Here is a 14,922-nt window from a genome sequence, read left to right as displayed (position 1 = left end):
ACGTATCCTTCAATCAGTTCAGGTGGCGGCCCAGGCGGGCCTCCAGGTGTTTCAGGGTGCGCCGGACGATCTCGACGATCAGCAGGTACAGCACCGCCGCCCACAGGTAGATCTGGAAGTCGAAGCTGCGCGAGAAGGCCAGCTTGGTCACCCCCATCAGGTCGTAGATAGTCACCAGCGAGGCAATGGCGCTGGCCTTGATCATCATGATCAGCTCGTTGCCCAGCGGGCCGATGGCCACCAGCAGCGACTGCGGCAGGATCACCTTGAAGAAGGTGGTCGAGCGCTTGAGGTTGAGCGCCTTGGCCGCCTCGTACTGCCCCGGCGCAATGGCCAGCAGGCTGGCGCGGAAGATCTCCGCCTGGTAGGCCGCGGTGTTCAGGGTGAAGGCGAGCAGGGCGCAGTACCACGCCTCGCGGAAGAACCACCACAGCCCGACGTCCTGCCAGAAGCCCTTGAGCGAGCCCAGCCCGTAGTACAGCAGGAACAGCTGGGCCAGCAGTGGCGAGCCACGGAAGAAGTACACATAGCCGGCGGCCAGGCGCTGCAGCACGAGGTTGCGCGACATCCGCGCCAGGGCCAGCAGCATGCCCAGCAACGCCCCCAGGGTGAACGAGATCGCCACCAGCTTGGCGGTGACCAGCAGGCCGTCGACGAAGCGTGGGCCGTAGCGTTCGAGCAGGCCCGGGTCGAGCACGTAGGCCAGCAGTTGTTCGAGGCTCATGTGCGGGCTCCTTGCAGGTGGCGGTTGCTGCGTTTTTCAAGCAAGGCGAAGACCCGGCCCGAGACTGCCGAGAACAGCAGGTAGACCAGGCAGGCCACGCCGTAGAAGAACATCGGCTCCTTGGTCACGCTGACCGCCAGGTTGGTCTGGCGCATCAGGTCGATCAGCGAGATGGTCGACACCAGCGAGGTGTCCTTGAGCAGGCTCAGCCAATTGTTCGAAAGCCCCGGCAGGGCGATGCGCGTGAGCTGCGGCAGCACCACTTTGAAGAACCCGGTGCGCTTGCTCAGGCCCAGGGCCGAGCAGGCCTCCAGCTGGCCCTTGGGCAGGGTCTTGAAGGCCATCAGCCAGATCTCGCTGGAGAACGCGGCGAACACCAGGCTGAAGGCGACCATGGCGGCGAGGAAGGTATTGATCAGCACCTCGCCCGGGTAGCCCAGGGCGGCAAGGATCTTCTGCGCGGCGATCTGGCAGCCGTAGTAGATGATCAGCAGGGTGAGCAGTTCGGGCAGGCCGCGGAACACCGTGGAGAAGGTGGTGGCCCAGGCCCGTGGCAGGCGTTTGCGCGAGCGCGCGGCCAGCGCCACCAGCAGCCCCAGTGGCAGGCCGACGGGCAGGCAGGCCAGGGCCAGCGACACGGTTACCAGGGCGCCGGCCAGCAGCGCCTGGCCCCAGCCACCGCTGGCGAAAGACAGTAGAGACAGTTGATCGAGCATGTGGGAGCCCTCGGGGTCGGCGAATCTGGGGGCGCTTTGCGCCCCTTTCGCGGCACGAGGCCGCTCCTACAGGGCAGCTCGGCCACTTTGTAGGAGCGGCCTTGCGCCGCGAAAGGGCTGCGCAGCAGCCCCAGGGACCGCCTCAGTTATAGATATCGAAGGCAAAATACTTGCTGGCGATCTTCTGGTACGTGCCATTGGCCACGATCGCCGCCAGGGCCTGGTTCAACCGCGTGCGCAACGCCTCGTCATCCTTGCGCACGGCAATTGCCGCATCGGCCTTGGTGTCCTTGACGTCGCCAAGGATCTTGCAGCAGTCCTGGCCGTTCTTGTTCAGCCACTCGTGCAGCGGGAATTTGTCGGCGATCACCCCGTCCAGGCGCCCGGCGGCGAGGTCGGCGTTGGCTTCGTCCATGGTCGGGTACAGCTTCACGTCGGCGCCGGCCTTGCCGTACACATCTTCGGCGTAGATCGCCTGGGTGGAGGAGGACTGGGCGCCGACGGTGTAGCCGACGAAGTCGGTTTGCGCGTCGGTGATCTTGCTGTCCTTGGCCACGGCCACGGTCAGCGGGGTGCGGTAGTAGTGGTCGGTGAAGGCGATCTTCTTGCGCCGTTCCTCGGTGTCGATCATCGAGGCCACCACGGCGTCGTATTTGCGTGCCATCAGGGCCGGGATGATGCCTTCCCAGTCCTGCGCCACCAGGGTGCACTCGACCTTCATCTGCTCGCACAGGGCGTGGGTGATGTCGATATCGAAGCCATGCAGCTTGTTATCGGCATCCACATAGTTGAAGGGCGGGTAGGCGCCTTCGGTGGCAAAACGCAGGGTTTCGGCACTGGCGGCACCCGCCAGCAGCAGGGCGCACGCACCCACCACAGCCATGGATCTTTTCATCTCGCACCTCTGTATCTACACGCTTTCTATTGTTGTTTGCCCGCCGGCCACGAGGTGTAGCCGACGAACTCGTTATGTAGAGCGGCAGTTGCTTCCAAGCGTTTTTCAACATCCGGCCCGAGCTTCTTGCAGACCTCGTTGACCATCAGGTGCACCCACGACAGCATCGCCGCCGTGGAGTCCCAAAACAGATTGAATTCGGTGGGGATGCGGAACACCTCGTCGGCGTTGGCATCGGCCCAGTCACAGAAGGTGTCGGTCACCAGCGTCACCGGGATGCCCAGGGCGCGGGCTTTCTGGCACAGCTGCAGGGCGTGGCGCGAGTAGCGGCGGGCTTCGAACACCACCAGGGTGAGGTCCTCGGGCTTGCCCAGCAGCACCTCGCCGAAGTGCCCGGCGCTGCCATCCACGCAGTGCACGCCATTGCGCAGGTACTGCAGCAGGTGGGTCATGCACAGGGCGATGCCGCGCTCGGTCTGGAAACCGGCGATGAACACCTGGGGTTTATCGGCCAGGCGCCGGGCCACCTGGCGCCAGGCCTCGCTGCGGCTGTGTTCGTGCACACGCACCAGGGCGGCCATTTCCAGCTCCAGGCTGCCGGCGTGCTCGCGGTCGTCTTCGGGTTGCTGGCGAAACTCCTGCAGGCGATCACCCACCAGCCAGGGGCCATCACCGAGGTCGTTCTGCAAGTCCTGCTTGAGCGCCTTGAGGTGGGCGTAGCCCAGCGCGCGGCAGAAGCGGCCGACACTGGATTCGCTGACATCCAGCTTGGCGGCGATGCTCGCCGACGTCTGGAACGGCAGCTCGTGCAGGTTGGCGAGCATGTAGCTGGCGATCTTGCGGCCAGAGGCGGCAGCGCTGTCGAGGCTGCTTTCCAGGCGTTGCTTGATCGATTGGCTCATGTAGCGCTCCGGCTGATTTCTGGCGTGGAGAAGAAAATGGCTGTTTTCTGTCATCAAGTCAATATTTGACAGATAGCTGTCATTCACGGGAAAGTCAGGGCGTTGCGCTGTAGCCATTCCAATACCAAGAAAGGAGCTTCAGATGTCCGCACCGTCCACCAGCCCTGCCGTGCGCGTGCCCTTTGCCGAGCTGCAGGCGCTGCTGCAAGCGATCCTCCAACGCCATGGCTGCAGCGCAGCGGTGGCCGCCGTGCTTGCCCATAACTGCGCCAGCGCCCAGCGCGATGGCGCCCACAGCCATGGTGTGTTCCGTATTCCCGGCTACGTCTCGACCCTGGCCAGCGGCTGGGTCGATGGCAAGGCCTCGGCGCAGGTGACCGACGTGGCGTCGGGCTATGTGCGGGTCGATGCCGGCGGCGGCTTTGCCCAGCCGGCCCTGGCGGCGGCGCGTGCGCTGCTGGTGGAGAAGGCCCGCAGCGCCGGTATCGCCGTGCTGGCGATCCACAATTCGCATCACTTCGCCGCCCTGTGGCCGGATGTCGAGCCGTTCGCCGATGAAGGCCTGGTGGCCCTGAGCGTGGTCAACAGCATGACCTGCGTGGTGCCCCACGGTGCGCGCAAGCCGTTGTTCGGCACCAACCCCATCGCCTTTGCCGCGCCGTGCGCCGGGCACGACCCGATCGTGTTCGACATGGCCACCAGCGCCATGGCCCACGGGGACGTACAGATCGCTGCCCGTGCCGGCCAGCAGTTGCCTGAAGGGATGGGCGTGGATGCCGATGGGCAGCCGACCACCGACCCCAAGGCCATTCTCGAAGGTGGTGCGTTGCTGCCATTTGGCGGGCACAAGGGCTCGGCGCTGTCGATGATGGTCGAGCTGCTGGCGGCGGCGCTGACCGGTGGCCACTTCTCCTGGGAGTTCGACTGGTCCGGGCACCCCGGGGCGAAGACGCCGTGGACCGGGCAGTTGATCATCGTGATCGACCCGAGCAAGGCCGAGGGCGAGCGCTTTGCCCAGCGCAGCCGGGAATTGGTGGAGCAGATGCAGGCGGTGGGGCTGTCGCGCATGCCAGGTGAGCGTCGCTACCGCGAGCGTGAAGTGGCCGGGCGCGAAGGGGTGGCACTGACCGAGCAGGAGTGGCAGGGGCTCAAAGCCCTGGCGTGACGTACCGGGGGTGCGGCGCTTCACGCGCTCTCGCGGGCAATCAGTTCGCAGTGCAGCAGGTTCAGGCGCTGCACCTCGCCGTCATGTTCCAGCACACCCAGGTGTTCGAGCACGCGCAAGGCCGCCACCTCGCCAATCTGCCGTGACGGCGGGCGCAGTGTGGTCAGGCTGGGCAGCAGCATTTCGGCGAAGGCGTAATCGCCAAAGCCCATCACGGCCATGTCCTCGGGCAGCCGCAGCCCGGCGCGCTGGCCGGCGAGCAGGGCGCCGGCGGCGAGGTTGTCGTTGGCGAAGATGATCGCGTCCGGCCGGGGCTGGCGGCGGATCAGTGCCTCCATGGCCTGGCGCCCTGCCTCGAACGGTGCGGTGCCCGCCGAGGGCACGAACACCCAGGGCTCCAGCCCCGCCTCGCGCAGGGTGTGGGTATAGCCGTCACGCCGCTCCAGGGCGCTGAAGTCGCCGGCGGCACTGTTCTGCACAAAGGCGATGCGCCGATGGCCCTTGTCCAGCAGGTAGCGGCAGGCCTGCACGCCCACCTCGAAGTGCAGGAAACCCACCTGCAGTGGCGCGCGCTCCGGTACGTAGTCCCAGATCTCCACCACCGGCACATCGGCCTCGGCCAGCATCTTTTCGGTGGCTGGGCTGTGGAAGTGGCTGGTCACCACCAGCGCTGCCGGCGACCAACCGAGAAAGGCCCGTACCGCGCTTTCTTCCTGCTCCTCACTGAAATAGCTGGAGGCCAGCAGCAACTGGTAGCCGTGCTTGCCCAGGGTGTCGCTGAACGCCTGGATGGTCTGGGCGAAGATCGGCCCGGAGATGTTCGGGATGACCATCCCGACGATGCGCCCGCGTGCCGAGGCCAGGCCACCGGCCACCAGGTTGGGCACGTAGCCCAGTTGCTGCACGGCCGCCTGGATCCGCTCGCGCAGGGGGCCGGAGACCTGCTCGGGCTGGTTGAAGTAGCGTGACACGCTGATCGCCGACACGTCCGCCATCCGCGCCACGTCAGCGAGGGTGACGCGGCCGGCGCCGCGGCGCTTGCGCGGGTTGTCCCTGGACTGGCTCACGGGGCCGCCTCCGGATGGAAATGGCGCGATGTTAGCGCTAACTGCACCAGGTTTTGCAAATAGCTTTAATGCATATAAAAGTGCTTTTTCAGTATTTGACCTGCTAAGCAGCCTGCTCTGATACTCGCTCATGTTAGCGCTACCAAGCGCTGCTGTTGGCAAGCGGCTGCCACTCGCACGAGCGAGACCAGACACCCACAGCGTCATCTTCCGTCTGGTTCTTTCAGGGCAGTCAGCATCATGCACAAACGCCATAATCCGTCGTTCCCTCCAGTTCGCCGTGGGCCTTTGGCCACGGCGGTATTGCTGGCCGCCATTGGCCAGGCGGCCCAGGCCGCCACCCCGGCCGAGCCGGCAGCGCTCGAAGCGGTAACCGTCACCGCCACCCGCCGTGAAGCGCCCTTGCAGAAAGTGCCGGTGGCCGTTTCGGTGGTCGACGGTGAGCAGCTGGAGCGCGACAACCGCAACAATGTCGCCAGCATCGTCCAACAGGTGCCGACCCTCAATTACCGTGCCGGCGCTTCGAACAAGGACACGTCGCTGTTCATTCGCGGTGTGGGCACCATCTCCACCTCGCCGGGCGTAGAGCCGACGGTGGCCACGGTGGTCGACGGCGTGGTATTCGGCCGCCCGGGCCAATCCACCCTCGACCTGCTCGACCTCGAGCGCATCGAGGTGCTGCGCGGGCCGCAGGGCACGCTGTTCGGCAAGAACGCCTCGGCCGGCGTGCTGAACGTGGTCAGCAAGGCCATCCCCGAGCAGACCCGCGGCTATGTCGATTACTCGCACTTCGGCGGGGGCGACGAGAACCGCCTGCGCTTCGGCCTCGGCGGGCGCCTGAACGAGCAGCTCAAGGGCTCGTTGAGCACCCTGTGGGGCGACTACGACGGCAACGTCGAGAACGTCGCCAACGGCCATGACGTCAACGGCTACGAGCGCAAGGGCGTGCGCGGCAAGCTGGAGTTCGAGCCCAATGACGAGCTGCGCCTGACCCTGATCGCCGACTACATGAAGGGCGAGGACAGCCTGCCCAGTGGCGTCATCAGCAAAGCCAGCACGGCGTTCACCCAACAACTGCGCCCGGTGGTGCCCAGCGCTCATAACCGCGACATCAACAGCGACTACAAGACCCACGTCATCGACGAAAACCAGGGCCTGTCGGCGCAGCTCGACTGGCAACTGGGCGACTACACCCTGACCTCGATCAGCGCCTGGCGCGGCTGGGACAACACCCAGTACCAGGACGGCGACCGCCGGGCGCTGCTGCCGGTGACCGCCTCCCATGACAAGGGCACGGTGGACTACGACCAGTACAGCCAGGAGTTTCGCCTGACCTCGCCCAAGGGCCAGTTCAACGAGTACGTACTGGGCGCCTTCTACATGCACGGCACCTCGAGCGAGGTGTACCAGCGCCTGTCGGTCAACAGTGGGGTGGCCAACAACGGCCGCGCCGATTACTCCACAACCAATGACAGCGTGGCGCTGTTCGGCGAGAACACCTTCAATTTCACCGATGATTTTCGCGCGATCTTCGGCCTGCGCTGGACCCACGACGACCTCGAGTACGACCACCGTCGGGTATCGAGCTCGGCCACGGCGGTCACCGGCATCCAGCCCTCGACCCGCAGCGAAGGCTCGGTGGACGAGGACGGCTGGAGCGGCCGTACCGGGCTGCAATATGACTTCAACGACAACCTCACCGGTTACGTCACCTATTCGCGCGGCTACAAGGGCCCGGCGTACAACGTGTTCTTCAACATGCAGCCGCGCGACACCGAGGCGCTCAAGCCGGAAACCTCCGACGCCTACGAGATCGGCCTCAAGAGCATCGCGCTGGACAACCGCCTGGTGGCCAACCTTGCGGTATTCCACACCGACTACGACGACTACCAGGCCAACTTCTTCGACACCGTGGCCAACCAGGTGGTGACCCGCCTGGTCAACGCAGGCTCCGTCAAGACCCAGGGCGTCGAGCTGGACGCCAGCTTCCAGGCCACTCGCCAGCTCAAGCTGTCGGCGGCGGTGGCCTACACCAAGGCGCGGGTCGATCACTTCAACTGCCCGGTGGGCGCGGCGGCCAACTGCAATATCGATGGCGGCCACCTGCCGTTCACCCCGGACTGGAAAACCTACCTGCGGGCCGACTACAGCATCCCGCTGGACAACGGCCTGGATGTGGAGCTGTCCAGCGATTACAGCTGGCAGGACGCGGTGCAGTTCAGCCTCGACCAGAACCCCGACACCGTGCAGGGCGCCTACGGCATCTGGAACGCCAGCATTGCCCTGGCCGACTACAACGACGGCTGGCGCGTGGCGCTGCTGGGCAAGAACCTGGGCGACAAGTCCTATGCGCAGATGCTGGCCAGCGGTGGCGACTACATCTACCGCGCGGTGCCGCGAGACGACGGGCGCTACTTCGGCGTGCAGCTGCGCAAGGATTTCTAACAGCGTGCTGGTAGAGGCGGCTTCCACAAGCCGATTACGGCCTCTGTAGGAGCGGCCTTGTGTCGCGATGGGCTGCACGGCAGCCCCGGCAATCTAACCGTCAAAGAGGGACTTCATGACCACCGCCACCCGCCAACTCAGCCTCGGCGCCTTCCTCATGGCCACCGGGCACCACGTCGCCGCCTGGCGCCATCCGGACGTACCGGCCGACCCGCTGGACTTCAGCAGCTACCGCCGGGCCGCGCAGATCGCCGAAAGTGCCTGCTTCGACGCATTGTTCGTGGCCGACAGCGTGGCCGCGCCCAGTGACGCCTTGGCCAGCCACAGTGCCCGCTCGGTGTACTTCGAGCCGCTGACGCTGTTGTCGGCCTTGAGCGCGGTGACCGAGCGCATCGGCCTGGTCGCCACCGCCACCACCAGCTACAACGAGCCGTACCATGTGGCGCGCAAGTTCGCTTCGCTCGATCACCTGTCCGCTGGCCGCGCTGGCTGGAACCTGGTGACCTCCGATGCCGCCGCCGAAGCCGGCAATTTCGGCCGCGAGGCACACATTCCCCACGCCGAGCGCTATGCCCGGGCCCGTGAGTTCCAGCAGGTGGTGCAGGGGTTGTGGGACAGCTGGGCGGACGATGCCTTCGTGCGTGACAAGGCCAGCGGCCAGTTCCACCACCCCGAGGCCGTACGCACCCTGGCGCATGCCGGCGAGCACTTCCGGGTCAAAGGCCCGCTCAACGTCGCCCGCTCACCCCAAGGCCGTCCGGTGCTGGTACAGGCCGGCTCGTCCGAGGCTGGCCGCGAGTTGGCCGCCGAAACCGCCGAGGTGGTGTTCACCGCGCAGCCGTCGCTGGCCCGTGCCCAGGCGTTCTACACCGACCTCAAGGGGCGCCTGGCGCGCTATGGGCGCAGCGAGGATGAACTGAAGATCATGCCGGGCGTGTATGTGGTGGTGGGGCAGAGCGAGGGTGAGGCGCAAGACAAGGCCGAGCAGTTCCAGGCGCTGGTGGACCCGCGCGTGGGGGTGGCCTTGCTCGGGCGCATGCTCGGCAACTTCGACCTGTCCGGCTACCCCCTGGACGGGCTGCTGCCCGAACTGCCGCCCACCGAGGACGGCCAGCGCAGCCGCCAGCAACTGCTCACCGAGCTGGCCGGCAGCGAGCGCCTGACCCTGGCCCAGCTGGGCCAGCGCATTGCCGGCGGGCGAGGGCACTTCAGCCTGGTTGGCACCGCGGTGCAGATCGCCGACCAGTTGCAGGCCTGGTTCGAAGGGCGTGCCGCCGACGGTTTCAACATCCTGGTGCCGCACCTGCCCCAGGGCTTGGACGACTTTGCCCGCCGGGTGGTGCCCGAGCTGCAGCGCCGCGGGCTGTTCCGCACCCAGTACCAGGGCCGCACCCTGCGTGACCACCTGGGCCTGGCCCGGCCCGCCAATCCGTTCTTCCCACGAGGCTAAGCATGACCTACACCGCACACCCCGAGCGCTATGCGCGCATGCCGTACCGCCGCGTCGGCCGCAGTGGCCTGCGGCTGCCGGCCCTGTCCCTGGGGCTGTGGCACAACTTCGGTGATGCCACCCCGCTGCAGACCCAGCGCGCCTTGCTGCGCACCGCATTCGACGCAGGCATCATCCATTTCGACCTGGCCAACAACTATGGCCCGCCCTACGGCAGCGCCGAAAGCAACTTCGGCCGCCTGCTGCGCGAAGACCTGCGCGGCTACCGCGACGAGCTGATCATCTCCAGCAAGGCCGGCTGGGACATGTGGCCCGGCCCCTACGGGCAGGGCGGCAGCTCGCGCAAGTACCTGCATGCCAGCCTCGACCAGAGCCTTGCGCGCCTGGGCCTGGACTACGTCGACATCTTCTATTCGCACCGTTTCGATGCCGACACGCCGTTGGAGGAAACCGCCATCGCCCTGGCCGATATCGTGCGCCAGGGCAAGGCGCTGTACATCGGCATCTCGTCCTATTCCGCCGGCAAGACCCGCGAGATCGCCGCACTGCTCGACGAACTCAGGGTGCCGCTGCTGATTCACCAGCCGGCCTACAACCTGTTCAACCGCTGGATCGAGCGCGACCTGCTGACGGCCACCGATGAACTGGGCGCCGGGGTGATCGTGTTCACCGCCCTGGCCCAGGGCCTGCTCAGCGACAAGTACCTCGACGGCATCCCCGATGATGCCCGGGTCAACCGTGTGGGCGGCGGTTCGCTGCGCCCCGAACACCTGAGCGAGGCCAACCTGGAGCGGGCCCGGGCGCTGAACCGCATTGCCCAGCGCCGTGGCCAGAGCCTGGCCCAGCTGGCGCTGGCCTGGACCCTGCGCGACCCGCGGGTGACCTCGGCACTGATCGGCGCCAGCCGCCCCGAGCAGATCAGCGAGAACGTCGCCGCCCTGGACAACCTCGCATTCAGCGCCGAGGAACTGGCCGAGATCGACCAGCATGCCGTGGAAGGCGGCATCAACCTGTGGCAACAAGCCTCGACCGACTGGAAGGAGTGAACCATGGCCTTGATACGCCTTGCCGTGCTGCTGTTGCTGGCCGTTGCCGGTAGCGCCCAGGCCGCCGACCCGGCCAGCCTGCGCATCGGTTACCAGAAAGGCTCGATCAGCCTGGTGCTGGCCAAGCAGCATCGGTTGCTGGAGCAGCGCTTCCCGAACACCCAGGTGCAGTGGATCGAGTTCCCCGCCGGCCCGCAGATGCTCGAAGCCTTGAACATCGGCAGCCTGGACATCGGCTCGACCGGGGACATCCCGCCGATCTTCGCCCAGGCCGCCGGTGCCGACCTGCTGTACATCGGCGCCGAGCCGCCCAAGCCCCAGGCCGAGGTGATCCTGGTGGCCAAGGACAGCCCGATTACCACGGTGGCCGCGCTCAAGGGCAAGCGCATCGCCCTGCAGAAAGGCTCCAGCGCCCACAACCTGGTGTTGCGTGCCCTGGCCAAGGCGGGCCTGAGCATTCGCGACGTGCAACCGGTGTACCTGGCCCCGGCCGATGCACGCGCTGCCTTCGAGCGCGGCAGCGTGGACGCCTGGGCAATCTGGGACCCGTTCTATTCGGCCATCGAGCTGGAGGGCAAGGCGCGCCTGCTGGCCGACGGCCAGGGGCTGGGGCTGATCGGGCCCTTCACCCTCGGCGCACGGTCCTACGTCGAGGCCAACCCGCAGTTCGTCCAGCAGTTGCTCGACGAGATCAGCCGCGCCGAAGCCCTGACGCGCAGCGACGAGGCGGGCAGTATCCAGTTGTTGGCCGGGTTCATGGGGCTGCCAGAGGCCGTGGTGCGGCGCAGCTTCAGCCATCGCCCGGCCTCGCCGGTACTGCCGGTCAGCGACGCGATCGTCGCTGCGCAGCAACAGACTGTGCAGTTGTTCTACGCCAACCGTCTGTTGCCACGGCCGGTGGACATCAGCGCAGCCGTCTGGCGCCGGCCCTGAAGCTTTGCGGCGCTGCACGTCACCCCTTGCAGATCAGTGATGTTCCTGCGGGCGAACAGCGGGTATCCTCGCTGCAGCCTTTCCCGAACTGTCCTGATCCCCAAGGAGCTGCACGCTGTGTTCAAACATGTCGATGCCTATGCCGGCGACCCGATCCTCTCGCTGATGGAAACCTTCAAGGCCGACCCGCGCGCCGACAAGGTCAACCTGAGTATCGGCCTGTACTACGACGAAGCCGGCGTGGTGCCGCAGCTGGCGGCGGTGGGCGAAGTCGAGAAACGCCTGGCCGGCCAGCCCCATGAAGCGTCGCTGTACCTGCCGATGGAAGGCCTGGCCGCTTACCGCCAGGCGATCCAGGCGCTGCTGTTCGGCACTGATCACCCGGCCGTGGCCGATGGCCGTGTGGCCACGGTGCAGACCGTGGGCGGTTCCGGCGCGCTGAAAGTCGGTGCCGACTTCCTCAAGCGCTACTTCCCGGGCTCGGATGTCTGGGTCAGCAACCCGACCTGGGACAACCACCGGGCGATCTTCGAAGGCGCGGGCTTCAAGGTGCATACCTACCCGTACTTCGATGAGAAAACCCGTGGCGTCGACTTCGCCGGCATGCTGGCCACCCTGCAGACCCTGCCGGCCAACAGCGTCGTGCTGCTGCACCCGTGCTGCCACAACCCCACCGGCGTCGACCTGGACCAGAGCCAGTGGCAGCAAGTGGTCGAAGTGGTCAAGGCACGCCAGCTGATCCCGTTCCTCGACATCGCCTACCAGGGCTTCGGCGAAGGCCTGGTGGAGGATGCCTATGCCATCCGCGAAATGGCCCGTGCCGGCGTGCCGTGCCTGGTCAGCAACTCGTTCTCTAAGATCTTCTCGCTGTACGGTGAGCGGGTAGGGGGCCTGTCGGTGGTCTGTGACGACGCCGCCACCGCCGTCAGCGTGCTCGGCCAGCTCAAGGCCACCGTGCGCCGCAACTATTCCAGCCCGCCCGCGTTCGGCGCCCAGCTGGTGGCCGGCGTGCTCGGCGATGCCGCGCTCAACGCCCAGTGGGCGGCGGAAGTGGAAGTAATGCGCAAGCGCATCCTCGACATGCGCCAGGGCCTGGTCGACCTGCTGGGCGAGCTGCTGCCGGGCCAGGACTTCCAGTTCTTCCTGCGTCAGCGCGGCATGTTCAGCTACACAGGCTTGAGCGTCGAACAGGTGCGTCGCCTGCGTGACGAGTTCGGCGTGTACCTGATCGACAGCGGCCGGGTGTGCATGTCCGGGCTGCGCCCGGCCAACCTGCGCCAGGTGGCCGAGGCGTTTGCGGCGGTGCAGAAGTAAACTGCCTGGGGCCGCGTTGCGGCCCATTCGCGGCACAAGGCCGCTCCTACAAAGGTTCGCGTAGCCCTGTAGGAGCGGCCTTGTGCCGCGAACGGGCTGCAAAGCAGCCCCCATTCAGCACAACCCTCTTGTAAAGACAAGTGCAACCGTCCCTCGGACGGGGCTTCCCCAAGTGCAACCTTTGCATGCACAATCGCGCCCCTCTTCCCCGGTTGAGTTGGGCGAAACGTCTATTTCGCCATTCTCAGCCTGTTGCAGTCTTGCGAGTGGAGCTTCACCCGGAATGAATGAGCAGGCCCCAAGCGTTGAACAACGCTTTGCAGAATCGACCCCCGCCACCCTTGGCAGCTGGTCGCGTCACGACACCACCTGGATGCTGGGCCTGTTCGGCACAGCCATCGGCGCCGGAACCCTGTTCCTGCCGATCAACGCCGGCCTTGGCGGCTTCTGGCCGCTGCTGATCCTCGCGGCGCTGGCGTTCCCCATGACCTACTTCGCCCACCGCGGCCTGACCCGTTTCGTGCTGTCCGGGCGTAGCGGCGGCGACATCACCCAGGTAGTGGAAGAGCACTTCGGCATCAAGGCCGGTGCGCTGATCACCGTGCTGTACTTCTTTGCCATCTTCCCGATCCTGCTGATCTACAGCGTGGCCCTGACCAACACCGTCAGCAGCTTCATGGAGCACCAGCTGCACATCGCGCCGCCGCCGCGGGCGATCCTGTCGTTCGTGCTGATCCTCGGCCTGCTGGCGATCGTGCGTTGCGGTGAGCAGGCCACGGTCAAGGTCATGAGCCTGCTGGTCTACCCGTTCATCGTCGCCCTGGCGCTGCTGGCCCTGTACCTGGTGCCGCACTGGACCGGCGGCATCCTCGACACCGCGACGCAAGTGCCGTCGGGTTCTGCCTTCCTGCACACCGTGTGGCTGGCCATCCCGGTGATGGTGTTCTCGTTCAACCACTCGCCGATCATCTCGGCCTTCGCCGTCGACCAGAAGCGCCGCTACGGTGACCATGCCGACGAGCGCAGCGGCCAGATCCTGCGCCGGGCCCACCTGCTGATGGTGCTGATGGTACTGTTCTTCGTGTTCAGCTGCGTGCTGACCCTGAGCAGCGCCCAACTGGCCGAAGCCAAGGCGCAGAACCTGTCGATCCTGTCGTACCTGGCCAACCACTTCGACCAGCCGACCATCGCCTTTGCCGCGCCGATGATTGCCTTCATCGCCATCGCCAAGTCGTTCCTGGGCCACTACATCGGTGCCAGCGAAGGCCTCAAGGGCATGATCGTCAAGACCGGCCTGCGCCCGGGCGCCAAGGCCCTGGACCGCATGGTTGCCGCGCTGATGCTGGTGGTGTGCTGGATTGTCGCCACCCTCAACCCGAGCATCCTGGGCATGATCGAATCCCTCGGCGGGCCGATCATCGCTGTTCTGCTGTTCCTGATGCCGATGTACGCCATCCGTCGCGTGCCATCGATGCGCAAGTACAGCGGCGCGCTGTCCAATGTGTTCGTAGTGGTCATCGGCCTGGTGGCCCTGACTTCGGTGGTGTACGGCCTGATCCCGTAATGCGCTGCTGAAACGAAAATGCCCGGGTTGGTTGTCGCCACCCGGGCATTTTCTTGTCCACAGAAATTGTCTGGCAATAGAACAATTTCATGTTTGCTTATAGGCACTTGCGCGGCTTCATGCTTAACTCGGGGTCTTTTACCAACCCCGTACTAAGGATGATTTCCCATGGCTCAAGTGACTCTCAAAGGCGGCCCGGTTCAGGTCAACGGCAGCCTGCCGCAAGTTGGCGCCCAGGCGCCTGCTTTCTCCCTGGTTGCCGGCAACCTGGCCGACACCTCGCTGAAAGACTTCGCCGGCAAGCGCAAGGTGCTGAACATCTTCCCAAGCGTCGATACCCCGACCTGCGCCACCTCGGTACGCAAGTTCAACGCCCAGGCCAATGACGTGGCCAACACCGTGGTGCTGTGCATCTCCGCCGACCTGCCGTTCGCCCAGGCACGCTTCTGCGGCGCTGAAGGCCTGGATAACGTGAAGAACCTGTCGACCCTGCGTGGTAGCGAGTTCCTGGAAAACTACGGTGTGGCCATCGCTGACGGCCCGCTGGCCGGCCTGGCTGCCCGTGCGGTGGTAGTGCTGGATGAAAACGACAAGGTGCTGCACGCCGAGCTGGTGGGCGAAATCGCCGACGAGCCGAACTACGATGCGGCGCTGGCTGTTCTGAAGTAAGTGATAGTGGGGCTGCGCAGCAGCCCCAGCGG

Annotated in this window: 13 protein-coding genes; 8 read left to right on the top strand and 5 right to left on the bottom strand. The window is 65.9% G+C overall.

Annotation, left to right across the window (positions count from 1 at the left end):
• Window positions 1–13: 13 nt before the first annotated feature.
• The 4 genes from L6D77_RS09215 to L6D77_RS09200 all read right to left on the bottom strand — a co-directional run bounded on the left by L6D77_RS09215 (window position 14) and on the right by L6D77_RS09200 (window position 3,237).
• Window positions 14–724: an ABC transporter permease gene (locus L6D77_RS09215; RefSeq protein WP_232881442.1), complete on the bottom strand. Its 711-nt coding sequence runs from the start codon at window positions 722–724 to the stop codon at window positions 14–16.
• Window positions 721–1,440, bottom strand: coding sequence for an ABC transporter permease (locus L6D77_RS09210; RefSeq protein ID WP_232881441.1), 720 nt, complete (start codon window positions 1,438–1,440; stop codon window positions 721–723). The genes L6D77_RS09215 and L6D77_RS09210 overlap by 4 nt, the downstream gene beginning before the upstream one ends.
• 142 nt (window positions 1,441–1,582) lie before the next feature.
• Window positions 1,583–2,335, bottom strand: a complete 753-nt coding sequence (locus L6D77_RS09205; protein ID WP_232881440.1) for a transporter substrate-binding domain-containing protein — start codon at window positions 2,333–2,335, stop codon at window positions 1,583–1,585.
• Between the two features lie 26 nt (window positions 2,336–2,361).
• Window positions 2,362–3,237, bottom strand: a complete 876-nt coding sequence (locus tag L6D77_RS09200; RefSeq protein ID WP_153788801.1) for a MurR/RpiR family transcriptional regulator — start codon at window positions 3,235–3,237, stop codon at window positions 2,362–2,364.
• A 142-nt stretch (window positions 3,238–3,379) separates the two neighbouring features.
• On the opposite strand from L6D77_RS09200, the gene L6D77_RS09195 reads away from it, so the two are divergent.
• Window positions 3,380–4,402 (top strand): Ldh family oxidoreductase, encoded by a 1,023-nt coding sequence (locus L6D77_RS09195; protein ID WP_232881439.1) that lies wholly within the window; start codon window positions 3,380–3,382, stop codon window positions 4,400–4,402.
• Window positions 4,403–4,422: 20 nt separating this feature from the next.
• On the opposite strand, the gene L6D77_RS09190 is transcribed toward L6D77_RS09195, so the two are convergent.
• The gene (locus L6D77_RS09190) at window positions 4,423–5,469 is read right to left on the bottom strand and encodes a LacI family DNA-binding transcriptional regulator (RefSeq protein ID WP_236170037.1); all 1,047 of its coding nucleotides are present in this window, start codon (window positions 5,467–5,469) and stop codon (window positions 4,423–4,425) included.
• A gap of 240 nt (window positions 5,470–5,709) precedes the next feature.
• Here L6D77_RS09190 and L6D77_RS09185 point away from each other — a divergent pair, with 240 nt between their 5' ends.
• From L6D77_RS09185 to tpx, 7 genes are all read left to right on the top strand, one after another.
• Complete coding sequence (locus L6D77_RS09185) at window positions 5,710–7,914, top strand: TonB-dependent receptor (RefSeq protein WP_232881437.1); 2,205 nt, start codon at window positions 5,710–5,712, stop codon at window positions 7,912–7,914.
• Window positions 7,915–8,029: 115 nt separating this feature from the next.
• Complete coding sequence (locus tag L6D77_RS09180) at window positions 8,030–9,364, top strand: LLM class flavin-dependent oxidoreductase (RefSeq protein ID WP_232881436.1); 1,335 nt, start codon at window positions 8,030–8,032, stop codon at window positions 9,362–9,364.
• Window positions 9,365–9,366: 2 nt separating this feature from the next.
• Entirely contained in the window at window positions 9,367–10,410 is a 1,044-nt protein-coding gene (gene mgrA, locus L6D77_RS09175) for an L-glyceraldehyde 3-phosphate reductase (protein ID WP_232881435.1), read from the top strand.
• 3 nt (window positions 10,411–10,413) lie between these two features.
• The gene (locus L6D77_RS09170; RefSeq protein WP_232881434.1) at window positions 10,414–11,343 is read left to right on the top strand and encodes an aliphatic sulfonate ABC transporter substrate-binding protein; all 930 of its coding nucleotides are present in this window, start codon (window positions 10,414–10,416) and stop codon (window positions 11,341–11,343) included.
• 117 nt (window positions 11,344–11,460) lie between these two features.
• On the top strand, window positions 11,461–12,657 hold the full coding sequence (locus tag L6D77_RS09165) for an amino acid aminotransferase (RefSeq protein ID WP_232881433.1): 1,197 nt from the start codon (window positions 11,461–11,463) through the stop codon (window positions 12,655–12,657).
• A gap of 283 nt (window positions 12,658–12,940) precedes the next feature.
• Window positions 12,941–14,221, top strand: coding sequence for a serine/threonine transporter (locus L6D77_RS09160; RefSeq protein ID WP_232881432.1), 1,281 nt, complete (start codon window positions 12,941–12,943; stop codon window positions 14,219–14,221).
• A gap of 168 nt (window positions 14,222–14,389) precedes the next feature.
• Window positions 14,390–14,890 carry a thiol peroxidase gene (tpx, locus tag L6D77_RS09155; protein ID WP_232881431.1) on the top strand — a complete coding sequence of 167 codons (501 nt, stop codon included), beginning with the start codon at window positions 14,390–14,392 and terminating at the stop codon, window positions 14,888–14,890.
• Window positions 14,891–14,922 lie beyond the last annotated feature (32 nt).

The organism is Pseudomonas parasichuanensis (assembly GCF_021601385.1).
GTDB classification, from domain to species: domain Bacteria; phylum Pseudomonadota; class Gammaproteobacteria; order Pseudomonadales; family Pseudomonadaceae; genus Aquipseudomonas; species Aquipseudomonas parasichuanensis.
This window is presented reverse-complemented; position numbering and strand designations above follow the sequence as displayed.

Excerpts from the sequence above, each read along its gene's own strand:
- L6D77_RS09195 (WP_232881439.1), top strand. The coding sequence starts at position 3,380 with ATGTCCGCACCGTCCACCAGCCCTGCCGTGCGCGTGCCCTTTGCCGAG.
- L6D77_RS09170 (WP_232881434.1), top strand. The coding sequence starts at position 10,414 with ATGGCCTTGATACGCCTTGCCGTGCTGCTGTTGCTGGCCGTTGCCGGT.
- L6D77_RS09200 (WP_153788801.1), bottom strand. The coding sequence starts at position 3,237 with ATGAGCCAATCGATCAAGCAACGCCTGGAAAGCAGCCTCGACAGCGCT.
- L6D77_RS09215 (WP_232881442.1), bottom strand. The coding sequence starts at position 724 with ATGAGCCTCGAACAACTGCTGGCCTACGTGCTCGACCCGGGCCTGCTC.
- L6D77_RS09180 (WP_232881436.1), top strand. The coding sequence starts at position 8,030 with ATGACCACCGCCACCCGCCAACTCAGCCTCGGCGCCTTCCTCATGGCC.
- mgrA (WP_232881435.1), top strand. The coding sequence starts at position 9,367 with ATGACCTACACCGCACACCCCGAGCGCTATGCGCGCATGCCGTACCGC.
- tpx (WP_232881431.1), top strand. The coding sequence starts at position 14,390 with ATGGCTCAAGTGACTCTCAAAGGCGGCCCGGTTCAGGTCAACGGCAGC.
- L6D77_RS09185 (WP_232881437.1), top strand. The coding sequence starts at position 5,710 with ATGCACAAACGCCATAATCCGTCGTTCCCTCCAGTTCGCCGTGGGCCT.
- L6D77_RS09210 (WP_232881441.1), bottom strand. The coding sequence starts at position 1,440 with ATGCTCGATCAACTGTCTCTACTGTCTTTCGCCAGCGGTGGCTGGGGC.
- L6D77_RS09160 (WP_232881432.1), top strand. The coding sequence starts at position 12,941 with ATGAATGAGCAGGCCCCAAGCGTTGAACAACGCTTTGCAGAATCGACC.
- L6D77_RS09205 (WP_232881440.1), bottom strand. The coding sequence starts at position 2,335 with ATGAAAAGATCCATGGCTGTGGTGGGTGCGTGCGCCCTGCTGCTGGCG.